At 73.0% G+C, this 26,213-nt stretch carries 25 protein-coding genes; 13 read left to right on the top strand and 12 right to left on the bottom strand.

The annotated features are described in order from the left end of the window. The first annotated feature begins 132 nt into the window (after nucleotides 1-132). Both GRQ65_RS17250 and mctP read left to right on the top strand, forming a co-directional pair. Nucleotides 133-351, top strand: coding sequence for a DUF3311 domain-containing protein (locus GRQ65_RS17250; protein ID WP_160879231.1), 219 nt, complete (start codon nucleotides 133-135; stop codon nucleotides 349-351). Beyond that, on the top strand, nucleotides 348-1,970 hold the full coding sequence (gene mctP, locus GRQ65_RS17245; protein WP_369334241.1) for a monocarboxylate uptake permease MctP: 1,623 nt from the start codon (nucleotides 348-350) through the stop codon (nucleotides 1,968-1,970). Before GRQ65_RS17250 ends, mctP begins: the two co-directional genes overlap by 4 nt. A gap of 97 nt (nucleotides 1,971-2,067) precedes the next feature. On the opposite strand, the gene GRQ65_RS17240 is transcribed toward mctP, so the two are convergent. Continuing rightward, nucleotides 2,068-2,685, bottom strand: a complete 618-nt coding sequence (locus GRQ65_RS17240) for a class I SAM-dependent methyltransferase (RefSeq protein ID WP_160879230.1) — start codon at nucleotides 2,683-2,685, stop codon at nucleotides 2,068-2,070. A 67-nt stretch (nucleotides 2,686-2,752) separates the two neighbouring features. On the opposite strand from GRQ65_RS17240, the gene GRQ65_RS17235 reads away from it, so the two are divergent. The 3 genes from GRQ65_RS17235 to GRQ65_RS17225 are packed head-to-tail and all read left to right on the top strand — an operon-like array spanning nucleotide 2,753 to nucleotide 5,114. After that, on the top strand, nucleotides 2,753-3,994 hold the full coding sequence (locus GRQ65_RS17235; RefSeq protein WP_337191821.1) for an acyl-CoA dehydrogenase family protein: 1,242 nt from the start codon (nucleotides 2,753-2,755) through the stop codon (nucleotides 3,992-3,994). A 20-nt stretch (nucleotides 3,995-4,014) separates the two neighbouring features. Then, nucleotides 4,015-4,497, top strand: a complete 483-nt coding sequence (locus GRQ65_RS22925; protein WP_202388274.1) for a MarR family transcriptional regulator — start codon at nucleotides 4,015-4,017, stop codon at nucleotides 4,495-4,497. Beyond that, nucleotides 4,494-5,114, top strand: a complete 621-nt coding sequence (locus GRQ65_RS17225; protein ID WP_160879229.1) for a hypothetical protein — start codon at nucleotides 4,494-4,496, stop codon at nucleotides 5,112-5,114. Before GRQ65_RS22925 ends, GRQ65_RS17225 begins: the two co-directional genes overlap by 4 nt. A 127-nt stretch (nucleotides 5,115-5,241) precedes the next feature. Here GRQ65_RS17225 and GRQ65_RS17220 read toward each other — a convergent pair whose 3' ends face one another. Together GRQ65_RS17220 and GRQ65_RS17215 are read right to left on the bottom strand one after the other, a co-directional pair. After that, the gene (locus GRQ65_RS17220; protein WP_160879228.1) at nucleotides 5,242-5,808 is read right to left on the bottom strand and encodes a YceI family protein; all 567 of its coding nucleotides are present in this window, start codon (nucleotides 5,806-5,808) and stop codon (nucleotides 5,242-5,244) included. 200 nt (nucleotides 5,809-6,008) lie between these two features. Beyond that, entirely contained in the window at nucleotides 6,009-6,149 is a 141-nt protein-coding gene (locus GRQ65_RS17215) for a hypothetical protein (RefSeq protein ID WP_160879227.1), read from the bottom strand. Nucleotides 6,150-6,270: 121 nt separating this feature from the next. Between GRQ65_RS17215 and GRQ65_RS17210 the strand changes: the two genes are divergently transcribed. Continuing rightward, complete coding sequence (locus GRQ65_RS17210; protein WP_160879226.1) at nucleotides 6,271-7,773, top strand: amino acid permease; 1,503 nt, start codon at nucleotides 6,271-6,273, stop codon at nucleotides 7,771-7,773. Between the two features lie 26 nt (nucleotides 7,774-7,799). Then, nucleotides 7,800-9,497, top strand: coding sequence for a DEAD/DEAH box helicase (locus GRQ65_RS17205; RefSeq protein ID WP_160879225.1), 1,698 nt, complete (start codon nucleotides 7,800-7,802; stop codon nucleotides 9,495-9,497). A gap of 10 nt (nucleotides 9,498-9,507) precedes the next feature. Here GRQ65_RS17205 and GRQ65_RS17200 read toward each other — a convergent pair whose 3' ends face one another. Beyond that, on the bottom strand, nucleotides 9,508-10,443 hold the full coding sequence (locus GRQ65_RS17200; protein WP_160879224.1) for an FAD-dependent oxidoreductase: 936 nt from the start codon (nucleotides 10,441-10,443) through the stop codon (nucleotides 9,508-9,510). Between the two features lie 59 nt (nucleotides 10,444-10,502). Here GRQ65_RS17200 and GRQ65_RS17195 point away from each other — a divergent pair, with 59 nt between their 5' ends. From GRQ65_RS17195 to GRQ65_RS17185, 3 genes are all read left to right on the top strand, one after another. Next, the gene (locus GRQ65_RS17195; protein WP_160879223.1) at nucleotides 10,503-10,946 is read left to right on the top strand and encodes a MerR family transcriptional regulator; all 444 of its coding nucleotides are present in this window, start codon (nucleotides 10,503-10,505) and stop codon (nucleotides 10,944-10,946) included. A gap of 171 nt (nucleotides 10,947-11,117) precedes the next feature. Next, the gene (locus GRQ65_RS17190; RefSeq protein ID WP_160879222.1) at nucleotides 11,118-13,025 is read left to right on the top strand and encodes a penicillin-binding transpeptidase domain-containing protein; all 1,908 of its coding nucleotides are present in this window, start codon (nucleotides 11,118-11,120) and stop codon (nucleotides 13,023-13,025) included. A gap of 142 nt (nucleotides 13,026-13,167) precedes the next feature. Then, the gene (locus GRQ65_RS17185; protein ID WP_160879221.1) at nucleotides 13,168-14,628 is read left to right on the top strand and encodes an NAD-dependent succinate-semialdehyde dehydrogenase; all 1,461 of its coding nucleotides are present in this window, start codon (nucleotides 13,168-13,170) and stop codon (nucleotides 14,626-14,628) included. Here GRQ65_RS17185 and GRQ65_RS17180 read toward each other — a convergent pair. Together GRQ65_RS17180 and GRQ65_RS17175 are read right to left on the bottom strand one after the other, a co-directional pair. After that, nucleotides 14,601-16,136: a flotillin family protein gene (locus GRQ65_RS17180; RefSeq protein ID WP_160879220.1), complete on the bottom strand. Its 1,536-nt coding sequence runs from the start codon at nucleotides 16,134-16,136 to the stop codon at nucleotides 14,601-14,603. The two genes, GRQ65_RS17185 and GRQ65_RS17180, sit on opposite strands and share 28 nt — an antisense overlap. Nucleotides 16,137-16,157: 21 nt before the next feature. Continuing rightward, the gene (locus tag GRQ65_RS17175; RefSeq protein WP_160879219.1) at nucleotides 16,158-16,685 is read right to left on the bottom strand and encodes an NfeD family protein; all 528 of its coding nucleotides are present in this window, start codon (nucleotides 16,683-16,685) and stop codon (nucleotides 16,158-16,160) included. A 60-nt stretch (nucleotides 16,686-16,745) separates the two neighbouring features. Here GRQ65_RS17175 and GRQ65_RS17170 point away from each other — a divergent pair, with 60 nt between their 5' ends. Continuing rightward, nucleotides 16,746-17,720, top strand: a complete 975-nt coding sequence (locus tag GRQ65_RS17170; RefSeq protein ID WP_160879218.1) for a DUF2332 family protein — start codon at nucleotides 16,746-16,748, stop codon at nucleotides 17,718-17,720. Between the two features lie 76 nt (nucleotides 17,721-17,796). Beyond that, nucleotides 17,797-19,131 carry an MFS transporter gene (locus tag GRQ65_RS17165; RefSeq protein ID WP_160879217.1) on the top strand — a complete coding sequence of 445 codons (1,335 nt, stop codon included), beginning with the start codon at nucleotides 17,797-17,799 and terminating at the stop codon, nucleotides 19,129-19,131. On the opposite strand, the gene GRQ65_RS17160 is transcribed toward GRQ65_RS17165, so the two are convergent. Genes GRQ65_RS17160 through GRQ65_RS17140 form a run of 5 tightly spaced genes read right to left on the bottom strand, consistent with a single transcriptional unit; the run spans nucleotide 19,128 to nucleotide 23,939 of the window. Then, nucleotides 19,128-20,099 carry a LuxR C-terminal-related transcriptional regulator gene (locus GRQ65_RS17160; RefSeq protein WP_160879216.1) on the bottom strand — a complete coding sequence of 324 codons (972 nt, stop codon included), beginning with the start codon at nucleotides 20,097-20,099 and terminating at the stop codon, nucleotides 19,128-19,130. The two genes, GRQ65_RS17165 and GRQ65_RS17160, sit on opposite strands and share 4 nt — an antisense overlap. Before the next feature lie 10 nt (nucleotides 20,100-20,109). After that, on the bottom strand, nucleotides 20,110-20,733 hold the full coding sequence (locus tag GRQ65_RS17155; protein WP_160879215.1) for a TIGR03086 family metal-binding protein: 624 nt from the start codon (nucleotides 20,731-20,733) through the stop codon (nucleotides 20,110-20,112). Beyond that, nucleotides 20,730-21,764, bottom strand: a complete 1,035-nt coding sequence (locus GRQ65_RS17150; RefSeq protein WP_337191819.1) for a sigma-70 family RNA polymerase sigma factor — start codon at nucleotides 21,762-21,764, stop codon at nucleotides 20,730-20,732. Before GRQ65_RS17150 ends, GRQ65_RS17155 begins: the two co-directional genes overlap by 4 nt. A gap of 19 nt (nucleotides 21,765-21,783) precedes the next feature. After that, nucleotides 21,784-23,346, bottom strand: a complete 1,563-nt coding sequence (locus GRQ65_RS17145; RefSeq protein ID WP_160879214.1) for an FAD-dependent oxidoreductase — start codon at nucleotides 23,344-23,346, stop codon at nucleotides 21,784-21,786. Further along, nucleotides 23,343-23,939 carry a TetR/AcrR family transcriptional regulator gene (locus tag GRQ65_RS17140; RefSeq protein ID WP_160879213.1) on the bottom strand — a complete coding sequence of 199 codons (597 nt, stop codon included), beginning with the start codon at nucleotides 23,937-23,939 and terminating at the stop codon, nucleotides 23,343-23,345. Before GRQ65_RS17140 ends, GRQ65_RS17145 begins: the two co-directional genes overlap by 4 nt. 17 nt (nucleotides 23,940-23,956) lie before the next feature. Between GRQ65_RS17140 and GRQ65_RS17135 the strand changes: the two genes are divergently transcribed. Beyond that, a complete protein-coding gene (locus tag GRQ65_RS17135) occupies nucleotides 23,957-25,537 on the top strand; it encodes an FAD-binding oxidoreductase (RefSeq protein WP_337191818.1) in 1,581 nt (526 codons plus the stop codon). 15 nt (nucleotides 25,538-25,552) lie between these two features. Here GRQ65_RS17135 and GRQ65_RS17130 read toward each other — a convergent pair whose 3' ends face one another. Next, on the bottom strand, nucleotides 25,553-26,203 hold the full coding sequence (locus GRQ65_RS17130) for a pirin family protein (protein WP_160879212.1): 651 nt from the start codon (nucleotides 26,201-26,203) through the stop codon (nucleotides 25,553-25,555). Nucleotides 26,204-26,213: the final 10 nt, after the last annotated feature.

The following is a 26,213-nucleotide window of genomic DNA, read 5'->3' as shown; positions in this document are numbered from 1 at the left end:
AAGACAACAATGTCGATCAGAACACTACGCTTCATGCGACGGGCGTCGTCGCGCGCGCCGGGGGCCGGACAGGGCTAGGTTGTGGTGTCGACCACACCAACCACTCGTTGTGTCTCGGAAGAGGTGGGCCACATGTCGTCGAACGCACGCTGGACCCTGATCTGCGTCCTGCTCGCACCCGCGGTCGTACTGCCGCTCCTGGTGGGCGTCTACGACCGCCACGACCCGGAGCTGTGGGGCTTCCCGTTCTTCTTCTGGTTCCAGTTCCTGCTGATCCCGATCGCGGCGGTGCTCACGACGAGCGCCTACTACCTCGCGCGCTCGGGTGAGAAGAAGGGCGACCGGCGGTGAACGGCGTCGCGGTCGGCGTCTTCGTCTTCCTCTTCCTGCTCGTCACCGTGATGGGCTTCGCCGCCTCGCGCTGGCGGCGGGCGGCCAGCCTCGACAACCTCGACGAGTGGGGCCTCGGCGGGCGCGGCTTCGGCACGTTCATCGCGTGGTTCCTCATCGGCGGTGACATCTACACCGCCTACACCTTCATCGCCGTCCCGGCGACGCTGTACGCCGGCAGCGCGGTGGGGTTCTTCGCCGTGCCGTACACGATCGTGGTCTACCCGCTGATCTTCCTGTTCCTGCCCCGGCTGTGGTCGGTGAGCCACCGCCACGGCTACGTCACCCCGGCCGACTTCGTCGAGGGCCGCTACGACAGCCGCCCCCTCGCGCTGGCCGTCGCGCTCACCGGTCTGCTCGCGACGATGCCCTACATCGCGCTGCAGCTCGTGGGCATGCAGGTGGTGCTCGAGGTGATCGGCATCGGCACCGACAGCAGCAACTGGTTCGTCAAGGACCTGCCGCTGTTCCTGGCCTTCGCCGTGCTCGCGGCCTACACCTACTCCAGCGGCCTGCGGGCGCCGGCGCTCATCGCCTTCGTGAAGGACACGCTGATCTACGTCGTGATCATCGTGGCGGTGATCTACCTGCCCAGCCAGTTCGGCGGCTGGGGCGCCATCTTCGACACCGTCGAGTCGAGCTTCGCCTCGTTCAACGCCGACAACGCCGACGCCATCGCCGCCGGTCAGGCCACGCCGCGCGCGATCATGCCCGCCGAGGCCGCGCACTGGGCCTACGGCTCGCTGGCCCTGGGCTCCGCGCTGGCGCTGTTCATGTACCCCCACTCCGTGACCGGGGTGCTCTCGACCCGCAACCGCTCGGTGATCCGCCGCAACGCCGCCCTGCTCCCGGCGTACTCGTTCTTGCTCGGGCTGTTGGCGCTGCTCGGGTTCGTCGCCATCGCCGCCGGGGTGAAGGTCGCCAACCCGCAGCAGTCGGTGCCGCAGCTGTTCGAGAACGAGTTCCCGGCGTGGTTCGCCGGCGTCGCCTTCGCCGCGATCGTCATCGGCGCGCTGGTGCCGGCCGCGATCATGTCGATCGCCGCGGCCAACCTGTGGACGCGCAACATCTACCGGGCCTACCTCAGGCCCGACGCCACCCACGCCGAGCAGGCGCGCCAGGCCAAGCTGGTCTCGCTGCTCGTGAAGTTCGGAGCGCTGGTCTTCGTGCTGGCGCTGTCGAAGGACTTCGCGATCAACCTGCAGCTGCTCGGCGGCGTCTGGATCCTGCAGACGCTCCCGGCCATCGTGATCGGGCTCTACACGCGCTGGCTGCACCGGTGGGCGGTCTTCGCCGGCTGGGCGGTCGGCATGGCCTGGGGCACCTGGCTGGCCTACGGCGTCGCGTCGCCGGTGCAGGCCCACTTCGGCGGGCCGCTGGTCAACCTGCCCGGCACCGAGACCAAGGTCTACATCGCGATGCTCGCGCTGGCGCTCAACCTGCTCGTCGCCGTCGTGCTCACGCCGGTGCTGCGTGCCGCCGGCGTCGACGACGGCACCGACCACACCAGCCCCGACGACTACACCGCCGACCTCGGCGACGAGGGCGTCGTCGAGGAGCTCGACCCCGCCGCTGGTTGAGGACGGACTGGTTTCGAGACGGCCGTAGCCGGCCTCCTCAACCACCGTCACGGTGGTCGAGGAAGGACGGAGTCCTGTCTCGAAACCACCTCGGCTCTCAGCGGCGCTGCACCACAACCTGCCAGCCGCGCTGGACCTCGTCGAGCTCGCCGGCGTGCCGCTCGAGGAAGGCGTCGATGCCCGGCTTCGGCGTACGCCGGGGGTCGGGAAAGCCCTGCCACTCGTAGTCGTCGAGGACGATCCACCCGCGCGGGCGCAGCAGGGCCCACGAGCCCTCGGCGTCGGCGAGGACGTCGTCCGCCTCGTGGCTGCCGTCGACGAGCACGAGGTCGAAGTGCGCCCCCTCGGCGGCGAGGCGGGCGAGCGCGGCGTCGGAGGGCTCGGCGAGCACCCGCACCCGGTCGGCGAACTCCGCGGTGTTGGTGCGGAAGCGCTGCTCGACGTGCGGCAGCTCGCCGGCCCAGGGGGAGTCGCCGTCGACGTGCTCGGCGCCGCCGGTGAAGGTGTCGACGCAGGTCAGCCGCGCGGCCGGGAAGTAGTGCAGGAAGAACAGCGCGGAGCGGCCCTCCCACGAGCCGATCTCGAGCACGTCCAGCGGCTCGTCGCGGCGCTCGCCGAACAACCGCGCCCACGTCTCGAAGTTGTCCGAGCTCCAGTCGGTCGTGAGTTCCTTGCCCTCGAACCAGCCCTCGGACCAGTGCTCCACCGTCGTCACGTGACGGGGGTACCCATCCGCACGCGGAGCCGTTTTGGAGTACACCTGTTCGCTGTAGCGTGGCTGCGTGAGCGACGACAGCCAGGTCCCCGGCACCCCCAGCTTCGGGCTCGGTCCCGACCAGCTCGAGCTGCGCTCGTGGGTGCACGACTTCGCGGCCGACGTCGTCCGACCGGCGGCGGCCGAGTGGGACGAGCGCGAGGAGTTCCCCTGGCCCGTGGTGCAGGAGGCCGCCAAGATCGGGCTCTACTCCCTCGATTTCTTCGCCACCCAGAGCTTCGAGGAGACCGGGCTCGGGCTGCCGATCACCATGGAGGAGCTGTTCTGGGGCGACGCCGGCATCGGCCTGGCGATCGTCGGCACGGCGCTCGCGGCGGCCGCCGTCAGCAGCAACGGCACCCCCGAGCAGCTCGGCGAGTGGGTGCCGCAGATGTTCGGCACCCCCGACGACGTCAAGATCGCGGCGTTCTGCTCCAGCGAGCCCGACGCGGGCAGCGACGTGGGGGCGATGCGCACCCGGGCGAGGTACGACGAGGCCACCGACGAGTGGGTCATCGACGGCACCAAGACCTGGGCGACCAACGGCGGCATCGCCGACATCCACGTCGTCACCGCGGTCGTCGACCCCGAGCTGCGCACCCGCGGGCAGGCGAGCTTCGTGGTGCCGCCGGGCACGAAGGGGCTGAGCCAGGGCCAGAAGTTCGCCAAGCACGGCATCCGCGCCTCCCACACCGCCGAGGTCGTGCTCGACCAGGTGCGCGTGCCGGGCCGCTGCCTGCTCGGCGGCAAGGAGAAGCTCGACGCCCGACTCGCCCGGGCCCGCGAGGGCGCGAAGAGCGGCGGCGCCACCAACGCCAGCATGGCGACGTTCGAGCGCACCCGGCCGGCGGTCGGCGCGCAGGCGCTCGGCATCGCGCGGGCGGCGTACGAGGTGGCGCTCGACTACGCGAAGACGCGCGAGCAGTTCGGGCGCCCGATCATCGACAACCAGGCCATCGCCTTCGCCCTCGCCGACATGAAGACCTCGATCGACGCGAGCCGCCTGCTGGTGTGGCGGGCGGCGTGGATGGCCCGCAACGGCCAGCCCTTCGAGGCCGCGGAGGGCTCGATGTCCAAGCTGCACGCGGGCGAGACCGCGGTCGCCGTCACCGGCCAGGCGATGCAGATCCTCGGCGGCAACGGCTTCACCCGGGAGTACCCCGTCGAGCGGATGGCCCGCGACGCCCGGATCTACACGATCTTCGAGGGGACCTCTGAGATCCAGCGGCTCGTCATCGCCCGGGCGATCTCCGGGCGGCAGATCCGCTGACGCTCTCCTAGGCTCGCTGTGTGACCCAGCCTGCCGAGACCCCGTGGCTCGACGAGCGGCAGCAGCGGGCCTGGCGGGCCACGGCCGGGATGCTGATCCGGCTGCCGGCCGCGCTCGACGCGCAGCTCCAGCGCGACCAGGGCCTCAGCCACTTCGAGTACGCCGTGCTGTCGCTGCTCTCCGAGCGTGACGACCGCACGATGCAGCTCAGCGAGATCGCCCAGCTCTCGACCTCCTCGCTGTCGCGGCTCTCCCACGTCGTCGGACGGCTCGAGCAGCGCGGGTGGCTGACCCGCTCGCGGCTGCCGGGCCCCGGTCGTCGTACGGCGGCGACGCTGACCGACGCCGGGCACGCCAAGGTCGTCGAGGCCGCACCGGGCCACGTCGCCACCGTGCGCGACCTGCTCGTCGACCGGCTCAGCGAGGACGAGCTCGACACGCTGGGTCGCGTCGCCGCCCGCGTGCTCGCGGCCGCCGACCCCGACGGGCGGTGGCCGGCGTGAGCACCCGGCCCTCCAGGCACGTCTTCCGCGGCGCCATCGCCGGGGTCGGCAGCACCTCGGGCACCCGGGTCGTGGTGGGCCGCTGGCGCCTCACGCCGCTGGGCGAGTTCGCCGACGCGATGGTCGAGACCGCCGACGGTCACCGGGTGCTGCTCGCCCCGCACGAGGCCGCCCGCGACTTCATCGCCGCGACCTACACCTTCGACGAGGTGCGCCTCGAGCCGTTCCGGGTCGCCGACCTCCGCGGCGGCTGGCAGGTCCGCTCGGCCTCGCTCCGCCTCGACCTCACCCTCGGCCGGCGTACGCCGCTCGGCTGGGCGCTGCGCGCGGTGCCCCGCCGCCTGGCGGAGTCGCCGGCCTGGTGCACGCTCACCGACCCGGTGGCCCGGGTCGTCCTGCGCGGGGTGCGCACCCGCGGCACGGCCGGCGGCGAGCGCCGCGAGTTCTACGGCGCCACCGACACCCGGCGGGTCACCGCGCTGAGCGGGTCCTTCGACGGTCGCGCCCTCGGCGCGCTCGCCGACGTCGACCCGCCCGCGCGGTTCGGCTTCTCCTCCACCCCGCGCACCCCGTCGGTGACGAGCGTCGTCACGACGGTGATCGGTTCCGGTGGTTGAGGAGGTCGCGCTGGCGACCCTCTCGAAACCACTTCTCGAGGTGGAGAAGTGGTTTCGAGACAGGACTCCGTCCTTCCTCAACCACCGGAAAGGACAGGACTTCCCCTCCTCGACCGGCGGGAGGTCCTCAGGCGTTCTTGATCGCCGAGATGTCGAACTCGAGCTTGATCTTGTCGGAGACGAGCACGCCGCCGGTCTCGAGCGCGGCGTTCCAGGTCAGGCCCCAGTCCTTGCGGGAGAGGGTGGCCTTGCCCTCGAAGCCGATACGGACGTTGCCGAACGGGTCCTGCGCCGAGCCGGTGTACTCGAAGGGGACGGCGATGGAGTGGGTGACGCCCTTGATGGTGAGGTCGCCGGTGATGGTCCAGTCCTCGCCGTCGCGCTCGACGGAGGTCGAGCGGAAGGTGATGTCGGGGTGGGTCTCGGCCTCGAAGAAGTCGGCGGAGACCAGGTGGCCGTCGCGGTCCTTGGACCCGGTGTCGATGCTGGCGGTCTTGATCTCGACGGTGGTCGAGGAGTTGGCCGGGTTCGCGGCGTCGACGTGCGCGGTGCCGGAGAACTCGCCGAACGAGCCGCGGACGGTGGTGACCATCGCGTGGCGGGCCGAGAAGCCGAGGCGGCTGTGCGAGGGGTCGATGGTGTAGTCGCCGGTGATGTCGGTCAGGGCGTTGCTGGTGTCGGTGTCAGCGGTCATGGTGCTCTCCTCCTGGATATGTTGAACGTTCAACGAACGTGACGGTGGAACGGAGGCTAGCGCACTTTCATTCCAGGAGCGACCACTGTTTTCGAATGACTTGACCCCCGACGTCGTCGCAGACGACGAAGCGCCCCCGGCCGGGAGGCCGGGGGCGCTGTGTCTGGGGGTGGAGCAAGTGTCGAGTGCGGGTACTGCTCTCAGGCTGCGTGCGGCACGGCGTACGCAGCCGCGGCGGCCGTGGGAACGGCGACCCAGGTCGCCTCCATGCGGGTCCGTCCTGCGGCGTCGACGACGGGCAGCCAGCGCATCTCGAGCCGCTCGGCGGGGGTGGTGTTCATGTTGATCAACCTTCCGTTCACCTTCTGTTCACCTAAGGTACCACCGTCGTCCACTTGGCATGCGCGATCGCGCTGAGCGGGTCGCTGGACGGCGTCTCCTGCTTTGGGGTACATCGGTCCCATGGCCAGCAGCGTGTTCCGCACGAAGTCGATCGAGCAGTCGATGGAGGACACCGACGATCCGGAGCACAAGCTCAAGAAGGACCTCGGTGCGCTCGACCTGACGGTCTTCGGTGTCGGCGTCACCATCGGCGCCGGCATCTTCGTGCTGACGGGCACCGTCGCGGCGTCCAACTCGGGGCCGGCGCTGGCGCTGAGCTTCGTGATCGCCGCGATCGCCTGCGGCCTGGCCGCCCTCTGCTACGCCGAGTTCGCCTCGACCGTGCCGGTGGCGGGCAGTGCCTACACCTTCAGCTACGCCACGCTGGGTGAGCTCGTCGCCTGGATCATCGGCTGGGACCTGGTCCTGGAGTTCACGATCGGGGCCTCGGCGCTGTCGGTGAGCTTCTCCGGCTACCTGCAGAAGCTGCTCGAGGGCACGCCGTTCGAGGTGCCGGCCCAGATCGCCAGCGCGTCGGGCGGGTTCATCGACCTGCCCGCCGTGGTCATCGCCCTGCTCACCATGCTGCTGCTCATCCGCGGCACCAAGCTCTCCAGCCGGGTCAACCAGGTCGTCGTCGCCATCAAGCTCGCGGTGGTCGCCGCCGTGATCGTGGTCGGCGTCGTCTACGTCAGCCCGAGCAACTGGACGCCGTTCATCCCGCCGTCGGAGCCGGCTCCCGACAGCGGCTCGAGCTTCGCGCAGACCCCGCTGATCACGAGCCTGTTCGGTCTCGACCCGGCGGTCTACGGCATCGGCGGCGTCATCGCCGGCGCCGCGATCGTGTTCTTCGCCTTCATCGGCTTCGACGTCGTCGCCACCACCGCCGAGGAGGCGAAGAACCCGCAGAAGGACATCCCGATCGGCATCCTCGGCTCGCTCGCCATCGTCACGGTCCTCTACGCCGCGGTGAGCCTGATCGTCACCGGGGTGCAGAGCTATAAGGACATCGACCCCGACGACGCTGCCCCCCTGGCCACGGCGTTCTCGGCGGCCGGGGTGGACTGGATGGGCGACCTGATCTCGGTCGGCGCCTGCATCGGTCTCGTCGTCGTCGCGATGATCCTGATGCTCGGTCAGTCGCGCATCGCCTTCGCGATGGGCCGCGACGGCCTGCTGCCCCGCTCGATCTCCAAGGTGCACCCGACCTGGGGCACGCCGTACCGCATCACGCTGATGACCGGCGTGGCCGTCGCCGCCATCGCCGGGTTCGTCGACCTCACGACGCTGGCCGACCTGGTCAACATCGGCACGCTGTTCGCCTTCATCCTCGTGAGCATCGGCGTCGTGGTGCTGCGCCGCACCCGCCCCGACCTGCCGCGGGCGTTCCGCACGCCGATCGCCCCGGTCGTCGCGACCCTGTCGACGATCATGTGCCTCTACCTCATGCTCAACCTCAAGGGCGAGACCTGGGAGCGGTTCCTGATCTGGATGGCGCTCGGCATCGTCGTCTACTTCGCCTACGGCCGCCGGCACAGCCGGGTCGGTGTGGCCCAGCGCACCGCTGCGGAGAAGGTGGACTGACCGGCGCGACGCACTACCGTCGTACCATGCACAGCTTCGCCGAACTCGGGCTCACCGACGCCGTCCTCGACGCCGTCGCCGGTGTCGGCTACGAAACGCCCTCGCCCATCCAGGCCGCCACGATCCCGCCGCTGCTCGAGGGCCGCGACCTCGTGGGCCTCGCGCAGACCGGCACCGGCAAGACCGCGGCGTTCGCGCTGCCGATCCTGTCCCGGCTCGACCTGAGCCAGAAGGAGCCGCAGGCGCTGGTGCTCGCACCGACGCGCGAGCTCGCGGTGCAGGTCGCCGAGGCGTTCGAGAAGTACGCCGTCGGCACGCCCGGGCTCAAGGTGCTGCCGATCTACGGAGGTCAGGGCTACGGCGTGCAGCTGTCCGCGCTGCGCCGCGGCGTCCACGTCGTCGTCGGAACCCCCGGCCGCATCATGGACCACCTCGACAAGGGCACCCTCGACCTGTCGAAGCTGCGCCACCTCGTGCTCGACGAGGCCGACGAGATGCTCAACATGGGCTTCGCCGAGGACGTCGAGACGATCCTCGCCGACACCCCCGAGGACAAGCAGGTCGCGCTGTTCTCGGCGACCATGCCACGCCAGATCCGCAGCCTGTCGCAGAAGTACCTGACCGACCCGGTCGAGATCAAGGTCGAGAGCAAGACCGCGACGGCGTCCAACATCCGCCAGCGCTACCTGCTCGTGTCGTACCCGCAGAAGGTCGACGCCCTGACGCGCATCCTCGAGGTCGAGAACTTCGACGGGATGATCGTCTTCGTCCGCACCAAGCACGAGACCGAGACGCTCGCCGAGAAGCTCCGGGCCCGCGGCTTCTCCGCCCAGGCCATCAACGGCGACATCGCCCAGCAGCAGCGCGAGCGCACCGTCACCGCGCTCAAGAACGCCGAGCTCGACGTGCTCGTCGCCACCGACGTCGCGGCCCGCGGCCTCGACGTCGAGCGGATCAGCCACGTCGTCAACTACGACATCCCGACCGACACCGAGTCCTACGTCCACCGCATCGGGCGCACCGGCCGCGCCGGGCGCAGCGGCGACGCGATCTCGTTCGTCACCCCGCGCGAGCGCTACCTGCTGCGTCACCTCGAGAAGGCCAACGGCACCGCACTCGAGCAGATGAGCCTGCCGAGCGTCGACGACGTCAACAGCACCCGGCTCACCCGCTTCGACGACGCCATCACCGCGGCGCTGGGCCAGACCGAGCGCGTCGACTTCTTCCGCGACGTCGTCGCCCACTACGTGCGCCACCACGACGTGCCCGAGGTCGACGTCGCCGCCGCGCTCGCGATCGTCGTGCAGGGCGACGAGCCGCTGCTGCTCGACCCCGAGCCGGAGCGTCCGCCGCGGCGCGAGCGCCCCGAGCGTCCCGAGCGGGACCGCCCGGAGCGCTCGGAGCACCGCGGCCCCCGCGTGGACCGCGAGGGCAACCCGCTCGCGACGTACCGCATCGACGTCGGCAAGCGGCACCGCGTCGAGCCCCGCCAGATCGTCGGTGCCATCGCCAACGAGGGCGGCCTGCGCCGTCAGGACTTCGGCTCGATCCAGATCCGGCCCGACCACTCGCTGGTCGAGCTGCCCGCCGACCTCGGCGAGGCGACCTGGGACGCGCTGCGCGCGACGCGCATCAGCGGCAAGCTGATCAACCTCAAGCGCGACGAGGGCCCGCCGTCCTCGCGCCCCGGGGCTCAGCGCAAGCCGCGCCACAAGAAGGCCTGACCGGCCCCCCTCACAGCCCGCCGTCCTCGAAGGCCAGCTCGCGCACCAGCGCGGTCGCGGCCATCAGGCCGGACGACGCGGCCGCGAGCACCGCGGCCGCGGGCATCGGGAGCTCGCGCGTGTGGGCCATGTCGCCGGCCGCCGAGACGCCGGGCAGCGAGGTGTGGCCGAACGCGTCGACCTCGACGCACCCCGACTCGAGCAGCGTGAGCCCGAGCTGCTCGGCGAACGGCGCCGTCTGGGCGAAGGTCGTGCCGACGAGGATCCCGCCCAGCTCCTCCGGCGGGCCGGACGCGAAGTGCGCCCGCGCCCCGGTGGCGGTGCGCTCCAGGCGGGTGATCGGCTCGGTGCGCACGCCCAGCCCGGTGCGCTCGGCGAGCTCGGCGGTCCCGTCCGGCACCTCGGCGCCGTTGGTCAGCACGGTGCGCTGCGCCGCGATCCGGTCGACCATGAGCGAGAGCATCGGTGCGTGCGGGCCGACGAGCCCGACGTGCGTGCCGGCGTACTCGTGGCCGTGGCAGAACGGGCAGTGCGCCGCAACGCTGCCCCAGAGCGCGTCGAGCCCCTCGATCTCCGGCAGGGTGTCGCGCACCCCGGTCGCCAGCAGCACGCGCCGGGCCCAGGCGGTGGTGCCATCGGCGAGGTCGACGCGGAACCCCTCCTCGAGGTCGCCCTTCACGCTCGTCGCGGCGGTGCGGTGGACCGTCACGTCGTCGTACGCCGCCAGGTCGCGATGGGCGGCCGCACGGAACTCCGCCGGGGTCGCGCCGTCGAAGCCGACGACGTTGTGCATCGCGTCGGCCGGGTCGTTGCGGTAGGTGCCGGCGTCCAGCACCAGGGTCGGGCGGTGCATCCGGCCCAGCGTGAGGGCGGCCTGCAGCCCCGCCGGGCCGCCGCCCAGCACGACCACGTCGTAGCCCTGCTCACTCGTGTGCTGTGTCGTCACTTCTGCTCCTCGTCGCTCTCGGACTTGCCTGTGCGACGAGCATCTGACTTCATGTCGACATGAAGTCAAGCGCGGCTGCGGGTGAGCTGGACCTCTCGATCGGGGAGGTCGCCGAACGGTTCGCGATGGAGACCCACGTGCTGCGTCACTGGGAGGACGTCGGGCTGCTCCGCCCGGCTCGCGACGGCGCCGGACGCCGCCGCTACGGCACCGCCGACGTCTACCGGATCGCCGTCGTGATCCGCAGCAAGGCGGCCGGGATGAGCCTCGAGCAGGTCGCGGTCCTGCTCGACTCCGAGGCCCCGGACCGCCACCGCGTCCTCGAGGCCCACCTCGCCGACCTCGACCGGCAGATGAGCGAGATGGCGATCTCGCGGGCGATGACCGAGCACGCCCTGCGCTGCCGCGCCCACGACATCGCGACCTGCCCGCGGTTCAAGGAGGCGGTCTCCGACCTGATCGACGGCAGTCGGGTGGGGCTGCCCGGCCCTGACGATGGCTGAGCAAGGAAGGCCGCTGGACCTGGCCACACGCTGGTTGAGGAAGGACGAAGTCCTGTCTCGAAACCACTTTCTACAGGCACGTGCTTTCGAGACGGCGCTGGCGCGCCTCCTCAACCACCGTGCGGCGCAACCTCCTCAACCACCGGCAGCACCCCGCCTACCCTGAGGGCCATGAAGTCTCGGGTGCTGGCCTCCGCTCTGCTGCTCGCGCTCGTCGCGAGCGGCTGCACGGGTGACGACGAGCCGGAGGCGCAGACGCAGCAGCCGCAGCCCGAGGACACCGCGACGGCGCTCGCCTCGGGGCTCAACGCCCGCGACCTGTCGAAGGTCGCGCTGACCCCCGACACCGCGACGACCGCACAGGCGTCGTACGACGCGGTCACCGACCAGCTGGCCGACACGCCCGTCCAGGTCGAGGTGGGCGACGTGGAGCGCACCGGGTCGACCGCGACCGCGACCCTGCGCTGGAGCTGGGACCTCACCTCGGCGACCTGGGACTACGAGTCGACGGCGCAGCTGCAGTACGCCGACGACGGGTGGCAGGTGGCCTGGACGCCGGCCGTCGTCGAGCCGTCGCTGGTGGAGGGTGAGGCGCTCGACGTCTCCTCCGTGCTGGCCGACCGCGGCGACGTCCTGGGCGCCGGCGGCGAGCCGATCGTCACCGAGCGGGTGGTCTCGCGCATCGGCATCGACAAGACCCAGCTCGCGGGCGCCGACCCGCAGGCCTCCGCGCGGGCCCTGGCCCGCCTGGTCGGCATCGACGTCAAGCCCTACGTGCAGGCGGTGGGTGCCGCCGGTGCCTCGGCGTACGTCGAGGCGATCGTGTTCCGCGACGGGGAGACGCCCGCCGAGGTCACGGCCGGGCTGCCGGCGATCGCTGGGGCCCGGGCCATCGCGGGCTCGGTGCCGCTGGCGCCCACCCGCGACTTCGCCGCACCGCTGCTCGGCCGCGTCGGCGAGGTGACGGCCGAGATCATCGCGGAGAAGCCGGAGTACCACCCCGGCGACACCGCGGGGCTGTCCGGGCTGCAGGAGCGCTACGACGACCAGCTGCGCGGCACGCCCGGGGTCGAGGTCGTGGCGGTGAAGACCGACGGCGCCGGGGCCGGCACCCAGCGCGTGCTGTTCCGCACCGAGGCGACCCCCGGCACGCCGCTGCAGCTCTCCCTCGACGTGGGTCTGGAGACGACCGCCGAGCAGCTGCTCGCGGACGTCGGCCCGGCCTCCGCGCTGGTGGCGATCCGCCCGAGCACCGGCGAGCTGCTCGCGGCGGCCAACGGGCCCGGCACGGGCGGCACCAACCTCGCGACGTTCGGCCAGGCGGCCCCCGGCTCGACGTTCAAGGCCGTCACCAGCCTCGCGCTGCTGCGCGCCGGACTCACCCCCGACTCGACGGTGCCGTGCACGCGCGAGATCACCGTCGACGGCAAGCGGTTCACCAACTACAGCGACTACCCCTCGAGCGCGATCGGCGACATCTCGCTGCAGCGGGCCGTGGCCAACTCCTGCAACACCGCCTTCATCTCGCAGGCCGCGACGCTGCAGGGCACCGCGCTGTTCGACGCCGGCGTCTCGCTCGGCATCGGGCTCGACCACGACCTCGGCTTCCCGGCGTACTTCGGGAAGACCGACCCCGACACCGCCAGCCAGACCGGAGCGGCGGCGCAGCTGATCGGGCAGGGCACGATCCTCGCCTCGCCCATGGTGATGGCCACCGTCATCGCCTCGATCCAGCAGGGCTCGCTCGTCATCCCGAACCTCGTGTCCGGCGTGACCTCGACCCCGCCCGACGGCGCGGCGCCGCTCACCGAGGCGGAGGCGGGGGCGCTGCGTCAGATGCTGCGCTCGGTCGTCACCGACGGCAGCGGCCGCGGGCTCGCCGACGTGCCGGGCCCGCCGGTGATCGCCAAGACGGGCACCGCGGAGTTCGGCACGGGCGCGGACCTGCAGACCCACGCGTGGATGATCGCCGCGCAGGGCGACCTGGCCGTCTGCGTCTACGTCGACATCGGGGCTTCCGGCTCGCAGACCGCGGGGCCGATCGTGGAGGCGTTCCTGCGCGCAGCGCAAGGAGGGTGAAGACCCCCCGCCGCATGGGGTCGGCGAGGGGTCGGTGCCGATTTCGCAGTGCTCCCTCCGAAGTCGACACGACCAGCACACCACATCGGGGTCTGGGCTGTCACGACGGAGACGGGTGTGGCGGCGGGTGCAGGATGGAGGCATGAGTGGACTCGACCTGCTGCCCGACCACCGCCGACGCCTGTTCATCGGCGGGTCCTGGACCGACGCCGAGAACGGCGCGACGTTCGACGTGCTCGACCCGGCCGACGCCTCGGTGCTGGCGACGGTCGCCGACGGCACGGCGGCGGACGCCCGCCGCGCCCTCGACGCCGCCGTGGCCGCACAGGACGACTGGGCCCGCACCGCGCCGCGCGAGCGCGGCGAGATCCTGCGCTCGGCGTTCGAGCTGATCCGCTCGCGCACCGACGACCTCGCCGAGCTGATGAGCCTCGAGATGGGCAAGCCCGTCAAGGAGGCCGCCGGCGAGGTGGCATACGGCAACGAGTTCTTCCGCTGGTTCTCCGAGGAGGCCGTGCGCATCCACGGCCGCTGGATGAACGCCCCCGCGGGCGGCAGCCGGCTGCTGACGATCAAGAAGCCGGTCGGGCCGTGTCTGTTCGTGACGCCGTGGAACTTCCCGCTCGCGATGGGCACCCGCAAGATCGGTCCCGCGGTCGCCGCGGGCTGCACGATGGTGGTCAAGCCCGCCGACCAGACCCCGCTGACCATGCTCGCGCTGGCGGGCATCCTCGCCGAGGCCGGGCTGCCCGACGGCGTGCTCAACATCGTCACGACGAAGGACGCTCCGACGATGAGCGAGACCCTGATGAGCGACCCGCGACTGCGCAAGGTGAGCTTCACCGGCTCGACCGCGGTCGGCAAGCACCTGGTCAAGCAGGCCGCCGACCAGCTGCAGCGGATGAGCATGGAGCTCGGTGGCAACGCGCCGTTCCTCGTCTTCGAGGACGCCGACCTCGACGCGGCGGTCGAGGGCGCGATGCTCGCCAAGATGCGCAACATGGGCGAGGCCTGCACCGCGGCCAACCGCTTCCTCGTGCAGAGCTCGGTCGCCGAGGAGTTCGGCCGCCGCCTCGGCGAGCGGATGGGGGCGCTCACGGTGGGCCGCGGCCAGACCGAGGGCACCGACGTCGGCCCGCTCATCGACGACAAGGCGGTCGACTCCGTGACCAAGCTGGTCGACGAGGCGGTCGCGGGTGGGGCCACCGTCGTCGTCGGCGGCTCCGCCGGTGAGGGTCCGGGCTACTTCTACCAGCCGACCGTGCTCACCGGCGTGCCGCAGGACGCGGCGATCAACCGTCAGGAGATCTTCGGCCCGGTCGCCCCGATCACGACGTTCGAGACCGAGGCGGAGGCGGTCGCCCAGGCCAACGACACCGAGTACGGCCTCTCGTCCTACGTCTTCACCCGCGACCTGGCCCGCACCATCCGCCTGGCCGAGTCGCTCGCCTTCGGCATGGTCGGCGTCAACACCGGGCTGGTGTCCAACGTCGCCGCGCCGTTCGGTGGGGTGAAGGCGAGCGGCTACGGCCGCGAGGGCGGCTTCGAGGGCATCGAGGAGTACCTCGACACGACCTACGTCGCCTTGGCCGTCACCGACTGAGGCTGAGTCGCTGCACCGTCCGCGCCGTCGGCACCGACCGTGGCGCGGGCGGTGGCGCTCTTCAGCATCGACTCGATGTCGATGCCGGTCGAGGCCTTGAGCATCTGGAGCGTCTGGGCGACGTTGTCGTTGACCTGGCGGGGCAGGGCCCCGGCGCCGTCGGTGGAGAGCACCGTGAGGTTGTCGATGGCGCCGATGGGGGCCGCGACCTCCTTGGCGATCTGCGGCAGCACCTCGATGAGCATCTGGAGCACGGCGGCGTCGTTGTAGTGGGCGAACGCCTCGGCGCGCTTGTCCATCGCCTCGGCCTCCGCCTGGCCGACGGCCAGGGTCGCCGCCGCGGTGGCCTCACCCTCGGCGCGGGTCGCCTCGGCCTCCGCCGTACGCCGCGCGCGCTCCGCCTCACCGCGCTTGGCGCCCTCGATCGCCTCGGCCTCGGCCAGGGCGGAGCGCTTGGCCTTCTCGGCCTCACCGGACAGCCGCGCCTGCTCGGCAGAGGCCTCGGCGGCGGCGATCGTGGCGGCCTTGCGGGCGTCGGCGGCGGCGATCTCCGCCGTACGCGCGGCCGCCGCAGCGGTCTCGACGCGGTAGCGCTCGGCGTCGGCGGGCTTGCGCACCTCGGTCTCGAGCTTGCGCTCGGTGAGCGCCGCCTGGCGCACGGCGACCTTCTCCTGCTCGGTGAGGATCGCCTGGTCGCGGTCGGCCTGGGCGAGCGGGCCGGCGGCCGCCGCCTGGGCGGTCGCCGCGTCGGTCTCGGCCTTGATCTCGGCCTGCTTCAGCGCCAGCGTGCGCTGGGCCACCGCGATCTCCTGCTCGGCGATGATCGTGGCCTGCTCGGCGGCCTGGCGGGCGTTGGCCTCGGCGATGCGCGCCTGCTGGTTGACCCGAGCGGCCTCGGGGCGACCGAGGTCGGCGAGGTAGCTGCCGTCGTCGGTGACGTCCTGGATCTGGAAGGTGTCGAGGATGAGGCCCTGACCGGTCAGGGAGTTCTCCGACTCGTCCGCGACGCGCTGGGCGAACGCCGCCCGGTCGCGGATGATCTGCTCGACGGTCAGGCCGCCGACGATGGAGCGCAGCGCGCCGGCGAGCACCTCCTGGGTGAACGGCTCGACGTCCTCCTGCTGCGACAGGAAGCGCTGCGCGGCCAGCCGGATCTGGTCGGCGTTGCCGCCGACCTTGACGATCGCGACGCCCTCGACGTTGAGCTTGATGCCCTGGCCGGAGACCGCGCCGCGGATCTGCACCGAGATGCGGCGGCTGGAGAGGTCCATCGTCGCGAGCTTCTGCACGAACGGGATCACGAACACCCCGCCGCCGAGCACGACCTTCTGACCCGACAGGTCGGTGCTGAGCTGGCCCGTCTCCGGGTTGAGCACGGCCTTGCCCTTGCGGCCGGTGACGATGAACGCCTGGTTGGGCCCGGCGACCTTGTAGCGGCTCGTGACGAGCAGGACGAGGAGCACCAGGGCGACGACGAGGCCGGCGATCGGGATGAGGGAGTCGAGCATGGGGGGACCTTTCCGGTCGGGCTAGGGCTGGTCTGGGACGTCGAGGTCGGGCAGTGCGTTCCACACCGGCGCGACCCGAACCGCGGTGGGCGAGAGGATCTCGGTCACGTGCACCTCGGTGCCGGGCTCGATCGCCTGGTCGGCCCGCGCGTTGAGCTGCACGGTGTGGCCGCCGATGGCGAGCCGCACCGTGCCGAGACCGTCGCTCGGGACCGCCGTGACGACGCGGCCGGCGCGACCGAGCGCGTCGTCGGCGGTCGGGGTGGCGTCGCTGCCCCCGTCGCGCACGAGCCGGGTGAGCGCGACGGTGAACGCGCCCGCGAGCACACCCGCGCCGATGCCGACGAGCCCCGCCACCAGCGTGCTGTCGGTGAGGCCCTCGACCAGTGCCGCTCCGAAGCCGAACGCCGCCAGGAAGCCACCGATGACCGCGCTCGAGAAGATGTCGCCGGTGAGGGCGTCGAAGACGCTGTCGAGCAGGTCGCCGAGGACGAGCGAGACCAGCAGCAGCGCCAGTCCGAGCACCCCGATCACGACGAAGGTCGTCATGGTGGTCCTTCCGTCGCCGGGCTCGGGCGCAGCCTACCGAGATCGTGGGACGCTGCGCCGGTGGACCCGTACGCCGACGTGGTGGAGCAGTACACCGCCTTCGCCCGCCACTGCCACGGCGAGTCTCCGTGCTTCGAGGAGTGGTCGCTCGGGGTCGCCGCCGACCCCGAGGTCGTCGCCTGGATCGCCACGCTGCCCGGGCTGAAGAAGCAGCCCAACCTGGTCTTCGCCGCGGCCCGCTGGCACGGCGTGCCCGCCCCCGGGCCGTACGCCGCCCTGCGCCGGGCGCTGCTCGACGACGACGGGTCGATCCGCGAGACCGTGCTGGCGCGGTCCACGCAGACCAACGAGGTAGGACGGCTCGCGACCCTCGTGCCGGCGTTCGCGCGGGTCGCTGGCGCCCGTCCGATGGCCCTGATCGAGGTGGGTGCGTCGGCCGGGCTCAACCTGTTCCCCGATCGGTGGGGCTGTGCCTGGACGACGTCCGACGGGATGGTCGAGCTCGGCTCCGAGCCGCGGCTGCCGTGCGCGGTCACCGGGCCGGCGCCTCTCCCGGGATCCCAGCCGCAGGTGGCGTGGCGCGGCGGCATCGACCTCGACCCCCTCGACGTCACCGACCCCGATGCGACGGCGTGGCTGGAGAACCTCGTCTGGCCCGAGCAGGACGAGCGCCGGGAGCGGCTGCGTCAGGCCGTCGCCGTGGCCCGCACGGTTCCGCCCCGGATCGTGCGTGGTGACCTGCTCGACGCCCTGCCGGGCCTGGTCGAGGAGGCAGCCGAGCACGGCCCGGTCGTGGTGTTCCACACCGCGGTCATCGCCTACCTCGACGACGCGGGTCGCGAGCGGTTCTGGTCACTGATGACCGACCTGGTCGCCTCCGGTGCCTGCCACTGGGTCAGCAACGAGGGCGTGCGGGTCCTGCCGCGGCTCGCCCCCAGCGAGCCCGGCCCGCCCGACCTGTTCGTCCTCGCGATCGACGGACGACCCGTCGCGCGCACCCACGGGCACGGGCGCTCCTTGCACTGGCTGCGCTGAGCGAGCTGCCGCGCGCGGCGATGAATCCGGGTGACGGTGTCGGTCCTCACGGGCAGACTCGGCACCTGGAGGACCGATGAGCTCGCAGGACCCGACCGACCCCTCGACACCGACCGGGCGCCGCCTGCCCAAGGCGCTCACGCCGTTCAGGCACGCGGCCTACCGCCGGCTGGCGGTGGCGCTCACGCTCTCGACGTTCGCGTCGGGGGTGTGGATCGTCGGGCTCGTGTGGGAGGTGATCCGCATCGACGGCGGCCCGGCCCAGCTGTCGGCGGTCTCGACGGCGAGCGCGGTCGGGGTGCTGCTGCCCGCGCTGCTCGGTGGGGTGGTGGCCGACCGGGTCCCGCAGAAGCTGATCCTGCTCACGGTGGCGGCCGTCGAGCTCTGCGGCATGACGGCCGTCGCCGTCCTCTCGCTCACCGGCACCACTGCGCTGTGGCAGCTCGGCGTCGTGTCCTTCGTGACCGGCGCCGGGATGGCGTTCTACTACCCCGCCTACTCCGCGTGGCTGCCCGCCCTCGTGCCCGAGCAGGACCTGATGGCCGTCAACGGCTTCGAGGGCATGGTGCGCCCGACCGTCGGCCAGGCGGTCGGGCCCGGGGTCGCCGGGGTGGCCGTCGGCGTCGCGTCACCCGGTGCCGCCGTCGCCATCGCGGCGGTCGCCTCGCTGCTCGGCATCGCGGCGCTGACGCTGGTGCCGCTGACCCCCGTGCGCCGCGACCTCGGGGGAGAGACGGACGGCGAGCCGCGCGGGCCCTTCGCCTCGGCGTACGCCGACGTGCGCGAGGGGTTCGGCTACATGCTGCGCACGCCGTGGCTGCTCGCCACGCTGCTGTTCGCCTCCCTTCTCGTGCTGGTGATGATGGGCCCGCTCGAGGTGCTGGTGCCGTTCCTGGTCAAGGACGGGCTCGGCGGTGACGCGGGCGACCACGCGTGGGTGCTGGCGGCGTTCGGCATCGGTGGCGCGGTCGGGTCGTTCGCGATGGCGTCGCTGTCGATGCCGCGGCGCTACCTGACCTGGATGAACCTGACGTGGGGCGTGGGCTGTCTGCCGTTCCTCGCGATGGGGTTCGCCTCGGCGGTGTGGCAGCTGGTGGCGGCGGCGTTCGTGCTCGGGGCGACGTTCTCCGCACCGATGGTCATCTGGGGCACGCTGCTGCAGCGCCGGGTGCCGCCGCACATGCTCGGACGGGTCTCCTCGCTCGACTTCTTCGTGTCGGTGAGCCTGATGCCGGTGTCGATGGCCCTCGCCGGCCCGGTCTCCGAGGCGATCGGGCTGCGCGCGACGTTCGCCATCGCCGGGATCGTGCCCGGCGTCGTCGCCGTCGTGGCCATCGTGTGGGCGCGGCTCCCCGAGGACGAGCTCGCGCACCCGCTGCGCGACGAGCCCGCCGAGGCCGTGAGCGTCTAAGCCGAGACGCCCAGGGTCGAGCCGAGGGCGGTGCGCGAGGAGATGCCGAGCTTGCGGTAGACGTGGGAGAGGTGCCACTCGACGGCCTTGACGGTCACGACGAGCTCGGCCGCGATCTGACGGTTGGTGAGGCCGTCGGCGGCGAGGCGGGCGACGCGCTGCTCGGAGGCGGTCAGCGCCGCCATCGCCTCGGTCTGCACCCGGCGCGGGGCCTCGCCGAGCCGGTCGAGCAGGCGCCGCACGCGGGCCTGCAGGGGCCACAGCTCCTGGCGACCGGCGTGGTCCTCGGCGCCGCGCAGCAGCGTCAGGGCGCGCTCCTCGTCGGGCTCGGCGCTGAGCAGCAGCAGTCCGGCCAGGTCGGTGTCGATCTGGGCGGAGAGCCGGTCGGCCGTGGTCGAGGCGAGCACCGCCCGGGCGCGCAGCAGGTGCTGGACCCGGTCGGGGCCGGTGTCGACGGCGGCGAGGGTGCGCAGCGCGCTCGCCATGGCGTACGGCGAGCCGCAGCGCTGGGCGAGCTCGACGTTCTCCCGGGCCAGCTCGGCCGCGGCGCGGGCGTCACCGTTGCGCAGGTGCGCGAGAGCGGCCCCGTCGCGCCACGGCAGCACGTCGGGTCCGGCGTCCGGAACGAGCCGGCCGGCCTCGGCGAAGTGGCCTGCGGCCGCTTCCGGGTCGCCGAGGGCCGAGGCCAGCTCGCCCGTGGCCAGGTGCGCGTGCGCAGCGGCCGGTCCGGAGCCGGCGAGGAGCGGCTCGAGCTCCTCGCCGAGGGTCATGGCGGTCGATAGGTCCCCGCGGGCGAGGCGCACCTCGACCAGGGCCGAGAGCAGCTCGGCCCACGACTCCTCGGGCAGCGGGTCGGCCGAGTCGGGACCGTGGGCGTCGTGGAGCGTGTCCAGCTCCTCCAGGCCGACGCTCAGGTCGCCGGCACGCACGCGCGCGACGGCACCGCTCAGCGCCGAGATCCCTGACATGGCCGGAAGCCTAGGAACGCCGCGCGCGCCCTGTCCGCGGTTCGCGGTGAACAGACCCCCCTGGACCAGTCATCTCGGGACACGCGCGACCTGTCCACGCGAGCAGCCGGTCGGCGTACGACGCACCGGGCGGGACGGGACGCACCGCCGCGAACCGCACCCCCCGGTCGGCGGGGTCGATCACCGCCTGCGCCACGGCCAGCAGGTCGGCCGCGAGCGGCTCGGGCGGCGCGGTGGGCTGTCCGATGGCCCGGGCGACGTCGCAGGCGTGGACGGTCAGCTCCAGGGCGGCGATCACGACGAGGGAGGACCCCGGCAGGACGCCGTCGCCGACACCGACGCGCCCACCGGGCGGCGGCTGCGCTGCCCACGCGCCGAGCAGCGCCGAGGCGCGCTCGCGCACGGCATCGGCCAGGTCGGCACCGAGCGGGTCGAGCGGGCGAGGGGCGGGGGTGAGCGCCACCCGGCCGCCCGCCGCCTCGGTGAACGCGTCGAGGCCGTCGGCGAGGTGCACGAGCAGGTCGCCGAGGCGCCACGACGGGCAGGGGGTGGAGCGGGCGAGCTGCGCCGGTCGCACCTCGGCGAGGACGACTCGGGTCCAGGCCAGGGACCGGTCCAGCAGCTCTGCCGTCACGACCCGGGGACGGGGTCGCCGGGCTCGAAGCCGACGGGCAGCCGGTCCGGCAGTCCGAACGCCGTGAACAGCTCGGGGGAGAAGAAGGCCCCGACGTGGCGCACCCGGGCGGCGGTGCCGGTGCCCTCGACGTCGAGCACCTGCAGGTGGAACGGCTCGAAGTCACCCGCCGGGGTGCGCATGTAGAGCCCGAACGCCGGCTGACCGTTGGCGCGGGTCTCGAGCATCGGCATGTCGTGGTGACCGCCCGGGCACTGGGTGTCGATCAGCTCGCCGATGGTGCGGTCGCCGCGGTACCACCCGCGGAACGGTGGCATCTCCCAGACGGCCTCGGCCTTGAGCAGCGCGACGATCGCGTCGACGTCCTTGGCCCAGAACGCCGCGACGTAGGCGTCGAGCAGGTCGCGCTGCTGCTCGTCGAGCTCGGGGCGCACGCTGTCCTCGGTCAGACCGCGCTCGGCGAGCTGGGCGTGGGCGCGCTGGAGGGCGGAGTTGACCGCGGCCACGGTGGTGTCGATCGCCTCGGCCGTCTCGGCGGCCGACCAGCGCAGGACGTCGCGCAGGATCAGCACGGCCCGCTGGCGCGCGGGCAGGTGCTGCAGGGCCGCGACGAAGGCCAGCCGGATCGAGTCGCGCTCGGCGACGGTCACGGCGGCGTCGGGCACCGGTTCGAGCCAGGCGACCTCGTGGTCGGCCTCGAGGGCGTCGCCGGCCAGCTGGTCGGGGGTGCCGAGCCCGGCGGGCAGGGGCCGCTTGGGCCGGCCCTCGAGGTTGGTGAGGCAGACGTTGGTGGCGATCCGGTAGAGCCAGGTGCGCACCGAGCTGCGGCCCTGGAAGCCGGCGGAGGCCTTCCACGCCCGCAGGAAGGTCTCCTGCACCAAGTCCTCGGCCTCGTGGACCGAGCCGCTCATCCGGTAGCAGTGCGCGAGCAGCTCGCGCTGGTAGCGCTCGGTCAGCGCCGGGAAGTCGTCGAGCTCGCTCGCCTGCTGCCTGAGGTCCTGCGTCACCACTCGCTCCTGCACGGTCGTCACCGGTCGCTCCTCCGCCTCGTCAGTGTGCCGTCGACCACCGACTCCGGTCGAGGACCAGACTCATCGCCCGCTCGGCGAGTGGCTCGGCGAGCGCGCGGTCGGCGGGCACCAGCCCCACGCGCGTACGCCGGTCGAGGAGGTCGTCGACGTCGTGCGCGCCCTCGTGGGTGAGCGCGAAGACGAGCTCGGCGAGGGTGACGCCGGCGGGGCCGGGCTCGAGCAGCTCGTCGTGACCGAGACCGGTGCGCTCGCGGGCGGTGGCGAGCACGAGCCCAGCGTCGGTGCCGAAGCGACGCACCAGCCTGGGGGGCTGCGCGAGGCCCGCGAGCGTCACCCGGTCGGCGGCTCCCAGCAGCGGCAGGGTGCGGGTGCGGCACGGGTCGGCCCCGGCGGCCAGCGCGGGGGTGCGCGCCAGCACCGCGTCGACGGCGTCCTCGGCCATCCGGCGGTACGTCGTGAGCTTGCCGCCCACGCTCGTCACCACACCCGAGGGCGAGACGACGGTGGCGTGGCGCCGCGACAGGTCGGCCGTGCTCCCGGTGTCGCCGTCGTCCCCGTCCACCAGCGGTCGCAACCCGGCGAACGCCCCGACGACGTCGTCGCGGCCGAGCGGTCGGTCGAACGACGCGGACACCGCGCCGAGCAGGAACTCCATCTCCCGCTCGGTCGGCACCGGCACGTCCGGCACGGGCCCCTCGACGGGCTCGTCGGTCAGCCCGACGTACGCCGTGCCGTCGGGCTGCGGCAGCACCAGGACGAACCGGTCGACCGAGCCGGGCACGGGCGCGAACACCGCGGCCCGCAGCCCCGGCACGGAGGCCTCGCGCAGCACGAGGTGGGTGCCGCGGCTCGGGCGCAGCCTCAGCCCGTCGACCACGCTGCCGGCCCACACGCCGGTCGCGTTGACGACGGCGCGGCACCGCACCTCGCGGTGGGCGCCGGTCAGCTCGTCGCGCAGCCGCACCGACGTGGCGCTCGCGCTCAGCACCCGGGCACGGGTGCGGACCTGAGCGCCGTACGACGCCGCGGTGCGCGCGATGGTCGTGACCAGCCGGGCGTCGTCCTCGAGCTGACCGTCCCAGCCGAGCAGGGCGCCGCGCAGCCCGGCCAGGCGCAGCGAGGGTGCGAGCGCCAGCGCCTCGACGGTGCGCAGGCGCCGGGGGCGGGGGAGCACGTCGGGGTGGGTGCGGGCGGTGCGGCGCAGCAGGTCGCCACCGAGCAGCCCGCCGTGGACCACCGCCGCCTGCAGCCGACCGACGCCCTCGGCCAGCGGCACGAGTGTGGGGAGCGCGTGCGTGAGGTGGGGCGCGGTGACCTCCATGAGGACGCCGCGCTCGACGGCACTCTCGTGGGCGACGCCGAGCTGGCCGGAGGCGAGGTAGCGCAGCCCGCCGTGCACGAGCTTGGAGGACCACCGCGACGTGCCGAACGCCAGGTCGTGGGCGTCGACGGCCAGCACGCTCAGCCCGCGGCTGGCGGCGTCGAGGGCGACGCCGGCGCCGGTGACGCCCAGCCCGACGACGACCAGGTCGACCTCGGCAGGGGCGTCGGTGAGGCCCGGGGCGATGCCTGGGCGGTTCACGGCCGCAGCGCCGCTCGGACGACGTGGGCGAGCTCGTGCAGCAGGGCGGCCTCGTCGACCTGCTCGTCGACCATCGTGTGCAGGGAGAGCACGAACCCGTGCACGGCGAGCAGCAGGGCACGGGCCAGGGCGACCGGTGGCGCCTGCCTGACCTCACCTGTGCGCTGGCCGGCCTCGAGCGCCGGCACCAGCAGGTCGAGCAGCAGGTCCTGCGAGCGGCCGCGACGGGCGAAGAGGTAGGGCAGGACCAGCTCGGGGTCGATCTCGACGATGCGCACGAACAGCTCGTCCTCGCGCAGGGACCGCACCGCGGCCACCACGCCCTCGACCACCTGCTCGACGGCGTCCGCGCCCTCGCGCGAAGCGACCCGGGTGCTCACGACCCGGCCCCACTCGCGGGTCATCAGGTCGCTCAGCAGCGTCGGCATGTCGGCCCAGGTGCGGTAGATGGTCATCCGGGAGACCCCGGCCCGCTTGGCGACCTCGGTGAGGGTCGTCCGCTTCCAGCCCACGTCGAGGATGCAGGCGCGGGCGGCGTCGAGGTAGGCGTCGGCCGGGGACTCCTGCGGGTCGTTGTGACGAAGTGACGTCATGTGTCACAGTGTAACGCGTGAACGACGGAACGTGGAAGGTCGAGATGCACCCGCAGCGCTGGGGAGACCCGGCGCGCGCCGAGGCCCTGCCCGAGGGCGCCCGGGGCCTGGTCGAGCTCGCCTTCGGGTTGGTCGACTCCCCGGCGGCCCCGCCCGCGTCCCCGCCCGCTCCCGGCATCGACGTCACCCTCCTCGACGAGCTGCGTGCACGGCTCGGCGCTGCGCACGTGCTCACCGACGACGAGACCCGCCGTCTGCGCACCCGCGGCAAGTCCACCCCGGACCTGCTCCGGGCCCGTGGCGGCGACCTGACCGACGCCCCCGACGCGGTGGTGCGCCCCGGCTCCCACGACGAGGTCGCCGCGGTGCTGGCCTGGGCGGTCGAGCACCACGTGGCCGTGGTGCCGTTCGGCGGCGGCACCAGCGTCACCGGCGGACTCGTCGCGCGCCGGGAGGGGTACGCCGGCGTCGTCTCGCTCGACCTCGCCCGCCTGCGCCGGCTGCTGGCCGTCGACCACACCTCGATGACCGCGGTGCTCGAGCCCGGCCTGCGCGGCCCCGAGGCCGAGGCGCTGCTGGCCGCTCAGGGCCTCACGCTCGGCCACCACCCGCAGTCCTTCGAGTTCGCGACGATCGGCGGCTTCGCCGCCACCCGCTCGAGCGGCCAGGCCAGTGCCGGCTACGGCCGCTTCGACAGCCTCGTGGTCGGGCTGCGGGTCGCCACCCCGCGCGGCGACGTACGCCTCGGAGCAGCGCCGGCCAGCGCCGCCGGGCCCGACCTGCGCCAGCTCTTCCTGGGCTCCGAGGGCGCCTTCGGCGTCATCACCGAGGTCACCGTGCGGGTGCGGCCGCTGCCCGAGGTCGTCCACGACGAGGGGTGGCGCTGGCCGTCGTTCGACGCCGGGGCCGAGGCGGTGCGCACCCTCGCCCAGGCCGGGCTGCTGCCCACCGTGCTGCGCCTGTCCGACGAGACCGAGACGGCGATCGGCCTCGCCCGCCCCGACGAGATCGGTGGGCAGAGCGCGTCCGGCTGCCTCATGGTCGCCGGCTTCGAGGGCACCGCCGAGGCGGTGGCCGCCCGCCGCACCGCCGTCGGCGCGCTGCTCACCGCCCTCGGCGGCGAGCCCGCCGGCGAGGAGCCCGGCGAGGCGTGGCGCCGGGGACGGTACGACGCGCCGTACCTCCGCGATGCGATGCTCGACGTCGGCGTCCTGGTCGAGACCCTCGAGACGGCGACGTTCTGGTCGCGCCGCGGCGCGACGTACGCCGCGGTGAGGGCGGCACTGGAGACCGCGCTGCCGGGCGCGCTGGTGCTGTGCCACCTCTCGCACGTCTACGAGACCGGCTGCTCGCTCTACTTCACCGTCGCAGCGCCGGCGGGCGACGCCCCGCTCGAGCGCTGGCGGGCCGCCAAGGCCGCCGCCAACGACGCCATCGTGGCCAGCGGCGCGACCATCACCCACCACCACGCGGTCGGCAGCGACCACCGCCCGTGGCTGCACCACGAGATCGGCGACGTGGGCGTCTCGGTGCTGCGCGCGGTCAAGGCCGACCTCGACCCGACCGGCGTGCTCAACCCCGGGGTGCTGGTGCCCTGAGGCTCAGGCCGGCCGTCAGATGAAGGTCCACACCAGCAGGGTGGTGGGGACGCCCGCGACCAGGTCGTGGGCGGGCTCGTCGGTGAAGAGGAACGCGTCGCCGTCGTGCAGCGGCTCGGCGAGCGAGGAGCGCAGCAGGGCGCCGCGGCCGACGAAGACGTGCACCCGCGGCGCGACCGGGGTGCGGAAGGTGTCGCCGTCGTCGAGCGTCACGACCTCGAACCGCGCGCCGGGCAGCGGCTCGACCGGCGTCGCGACCACGTCGTACGACGGCTCGCCGGGCAGGGCGGCCGGGTCGTCGGGCGCCAGCCACACCTGCACGAACCGCGTCTGCGGTGCCGCCGCCACCTCGGCGTGGGTCACCGACGAGCCGGTCCGGAACAGACCGGTCTGGCCCGCCTCGAGCACGACGGAGCCGCCGGAGCCGTCGGGTCCGGTGTGCTCGAGCGCCCCGCTGAGGACGTGCGACACGATGACCAGACCGGCGTGCTCGTGCGGCTCGAAGCCGCGCCCGCGGCCGAGCAGGTGCTCGTCGTGGCACACCATCGGACCGAACCGCACGTGGTCGGCGTCGTAGCGCGCACCGAACGAGAACGCGTGCAGCGTGCGCCGTCCGACCTCGCGCTCCGCGAATCGGTCTGAACCTCGGCGGATCTCCACAGCCACGTGACAGATT

The sequence above is a fragment of the Nocardioides flavescens genome (assembly GCF_009823805.1).
Classification (GTDB): Bacteria; Actinomycetota; Actinomycetes; order Propionibacteriales; family Nocardioidaceae; genus Nocardioides; species Nocardioides flavescens.
The sequence above is the reverse complement of the archived record's forward strand: the minus strand, read 5'-3'. Positions and strand labels throughout refer to the sequence as shown.

Coding starts and splice junctions, on each gene's coding strand:
- GRQ65_RS17250 (WP_160879231.1), top strand. CDS start 133: ATGTCGTCGAACGCACGCTGGACCCTGATCTGCGTCCTGCTCGCACCC.
- GRQ65_RS17220 (WP_160879228.1), bottom strand. CDS start 5,808: ATGACCGCTGACACCGACACCAGCAACGCCCTGACCGACATCACCGGC.
- GRQ65_RS17215 (WP_160879227.1), bottom strand. CDS start 6,149: ATGAACACCACCCCCGCCGAGCGGCTCGAGATGCGCTGGCTGCCCGTC.
- GRQ65_RS17210 (WP_160879226.1), top strand. CDS start 6,271: ATGGCCAGCAGCGTGTTCCGCACGAAGTCGATCGAGCAGTCGATGGAG.
- GRQ65_RS17205 (WP_160879225.1), top strand. CDS start 7,800: ATGCACAGCTTCGCCGAACTCGGGCTCACCGACGCCGTCCTCGACGCC.
- GRQ65_RS17195 (WP_160879223.1), top strand. CDS start 10,503: ATGAAGTCAAGCGCGGCTGCGGGTGAGCTGGACCTCTCGATCGGGGAG.
- GRQ65_RS17190 (WP_160879222.1), top strand. CDS start 11,118: ATGAAGTCTCGGGTGCTGGCCTCCGCTCTGCTGCTCGCGCTCGTCGCG.
- GRQ65_RS17185 (WP_160879221.1), top strand. CDS start 13,168: ATGAGTGGACTCGACCTGCTGCCCGACCACCGCCGACGCCTGTTCATC.
- GRQ65_RS17180 (WP_160879220.1), bottom strand. CDS start 16,136: ATGCTCGACTCCCTCATCCCGATCGCCGGCCTCGTCGTCGCCCTGGTG.
- GRQ65_RS17175 (WP_160879219.1), bottom strand. CDS start 16,685: ATGACGACCTTCGTCGTGATCGGGGTGCTCGGACTGGCGCTGCTGCTG.
- GRQ65_RS17165 (WP_160879217.1), top strand. CDS start 17,797: ATGAGCTCGCAGGACCCGACCGACCCCTCGACACCGACCGGGCGCCGC.
- GRQ65_RS17160 (WP_160879216.1), bottom strand. CDS start 20,099: ATGTCAGGGATCTCGGCGCTGAGCGGTGCCGTCGCGCGCGTGCGTGCC.
- GRQ65_RS17140 (WP_160879213.1), bottom strand. CDS start 23,939: ATGACGTCACTTCGTCACAACGACCCGCAGGAGTCCCCGGCCGACGCC.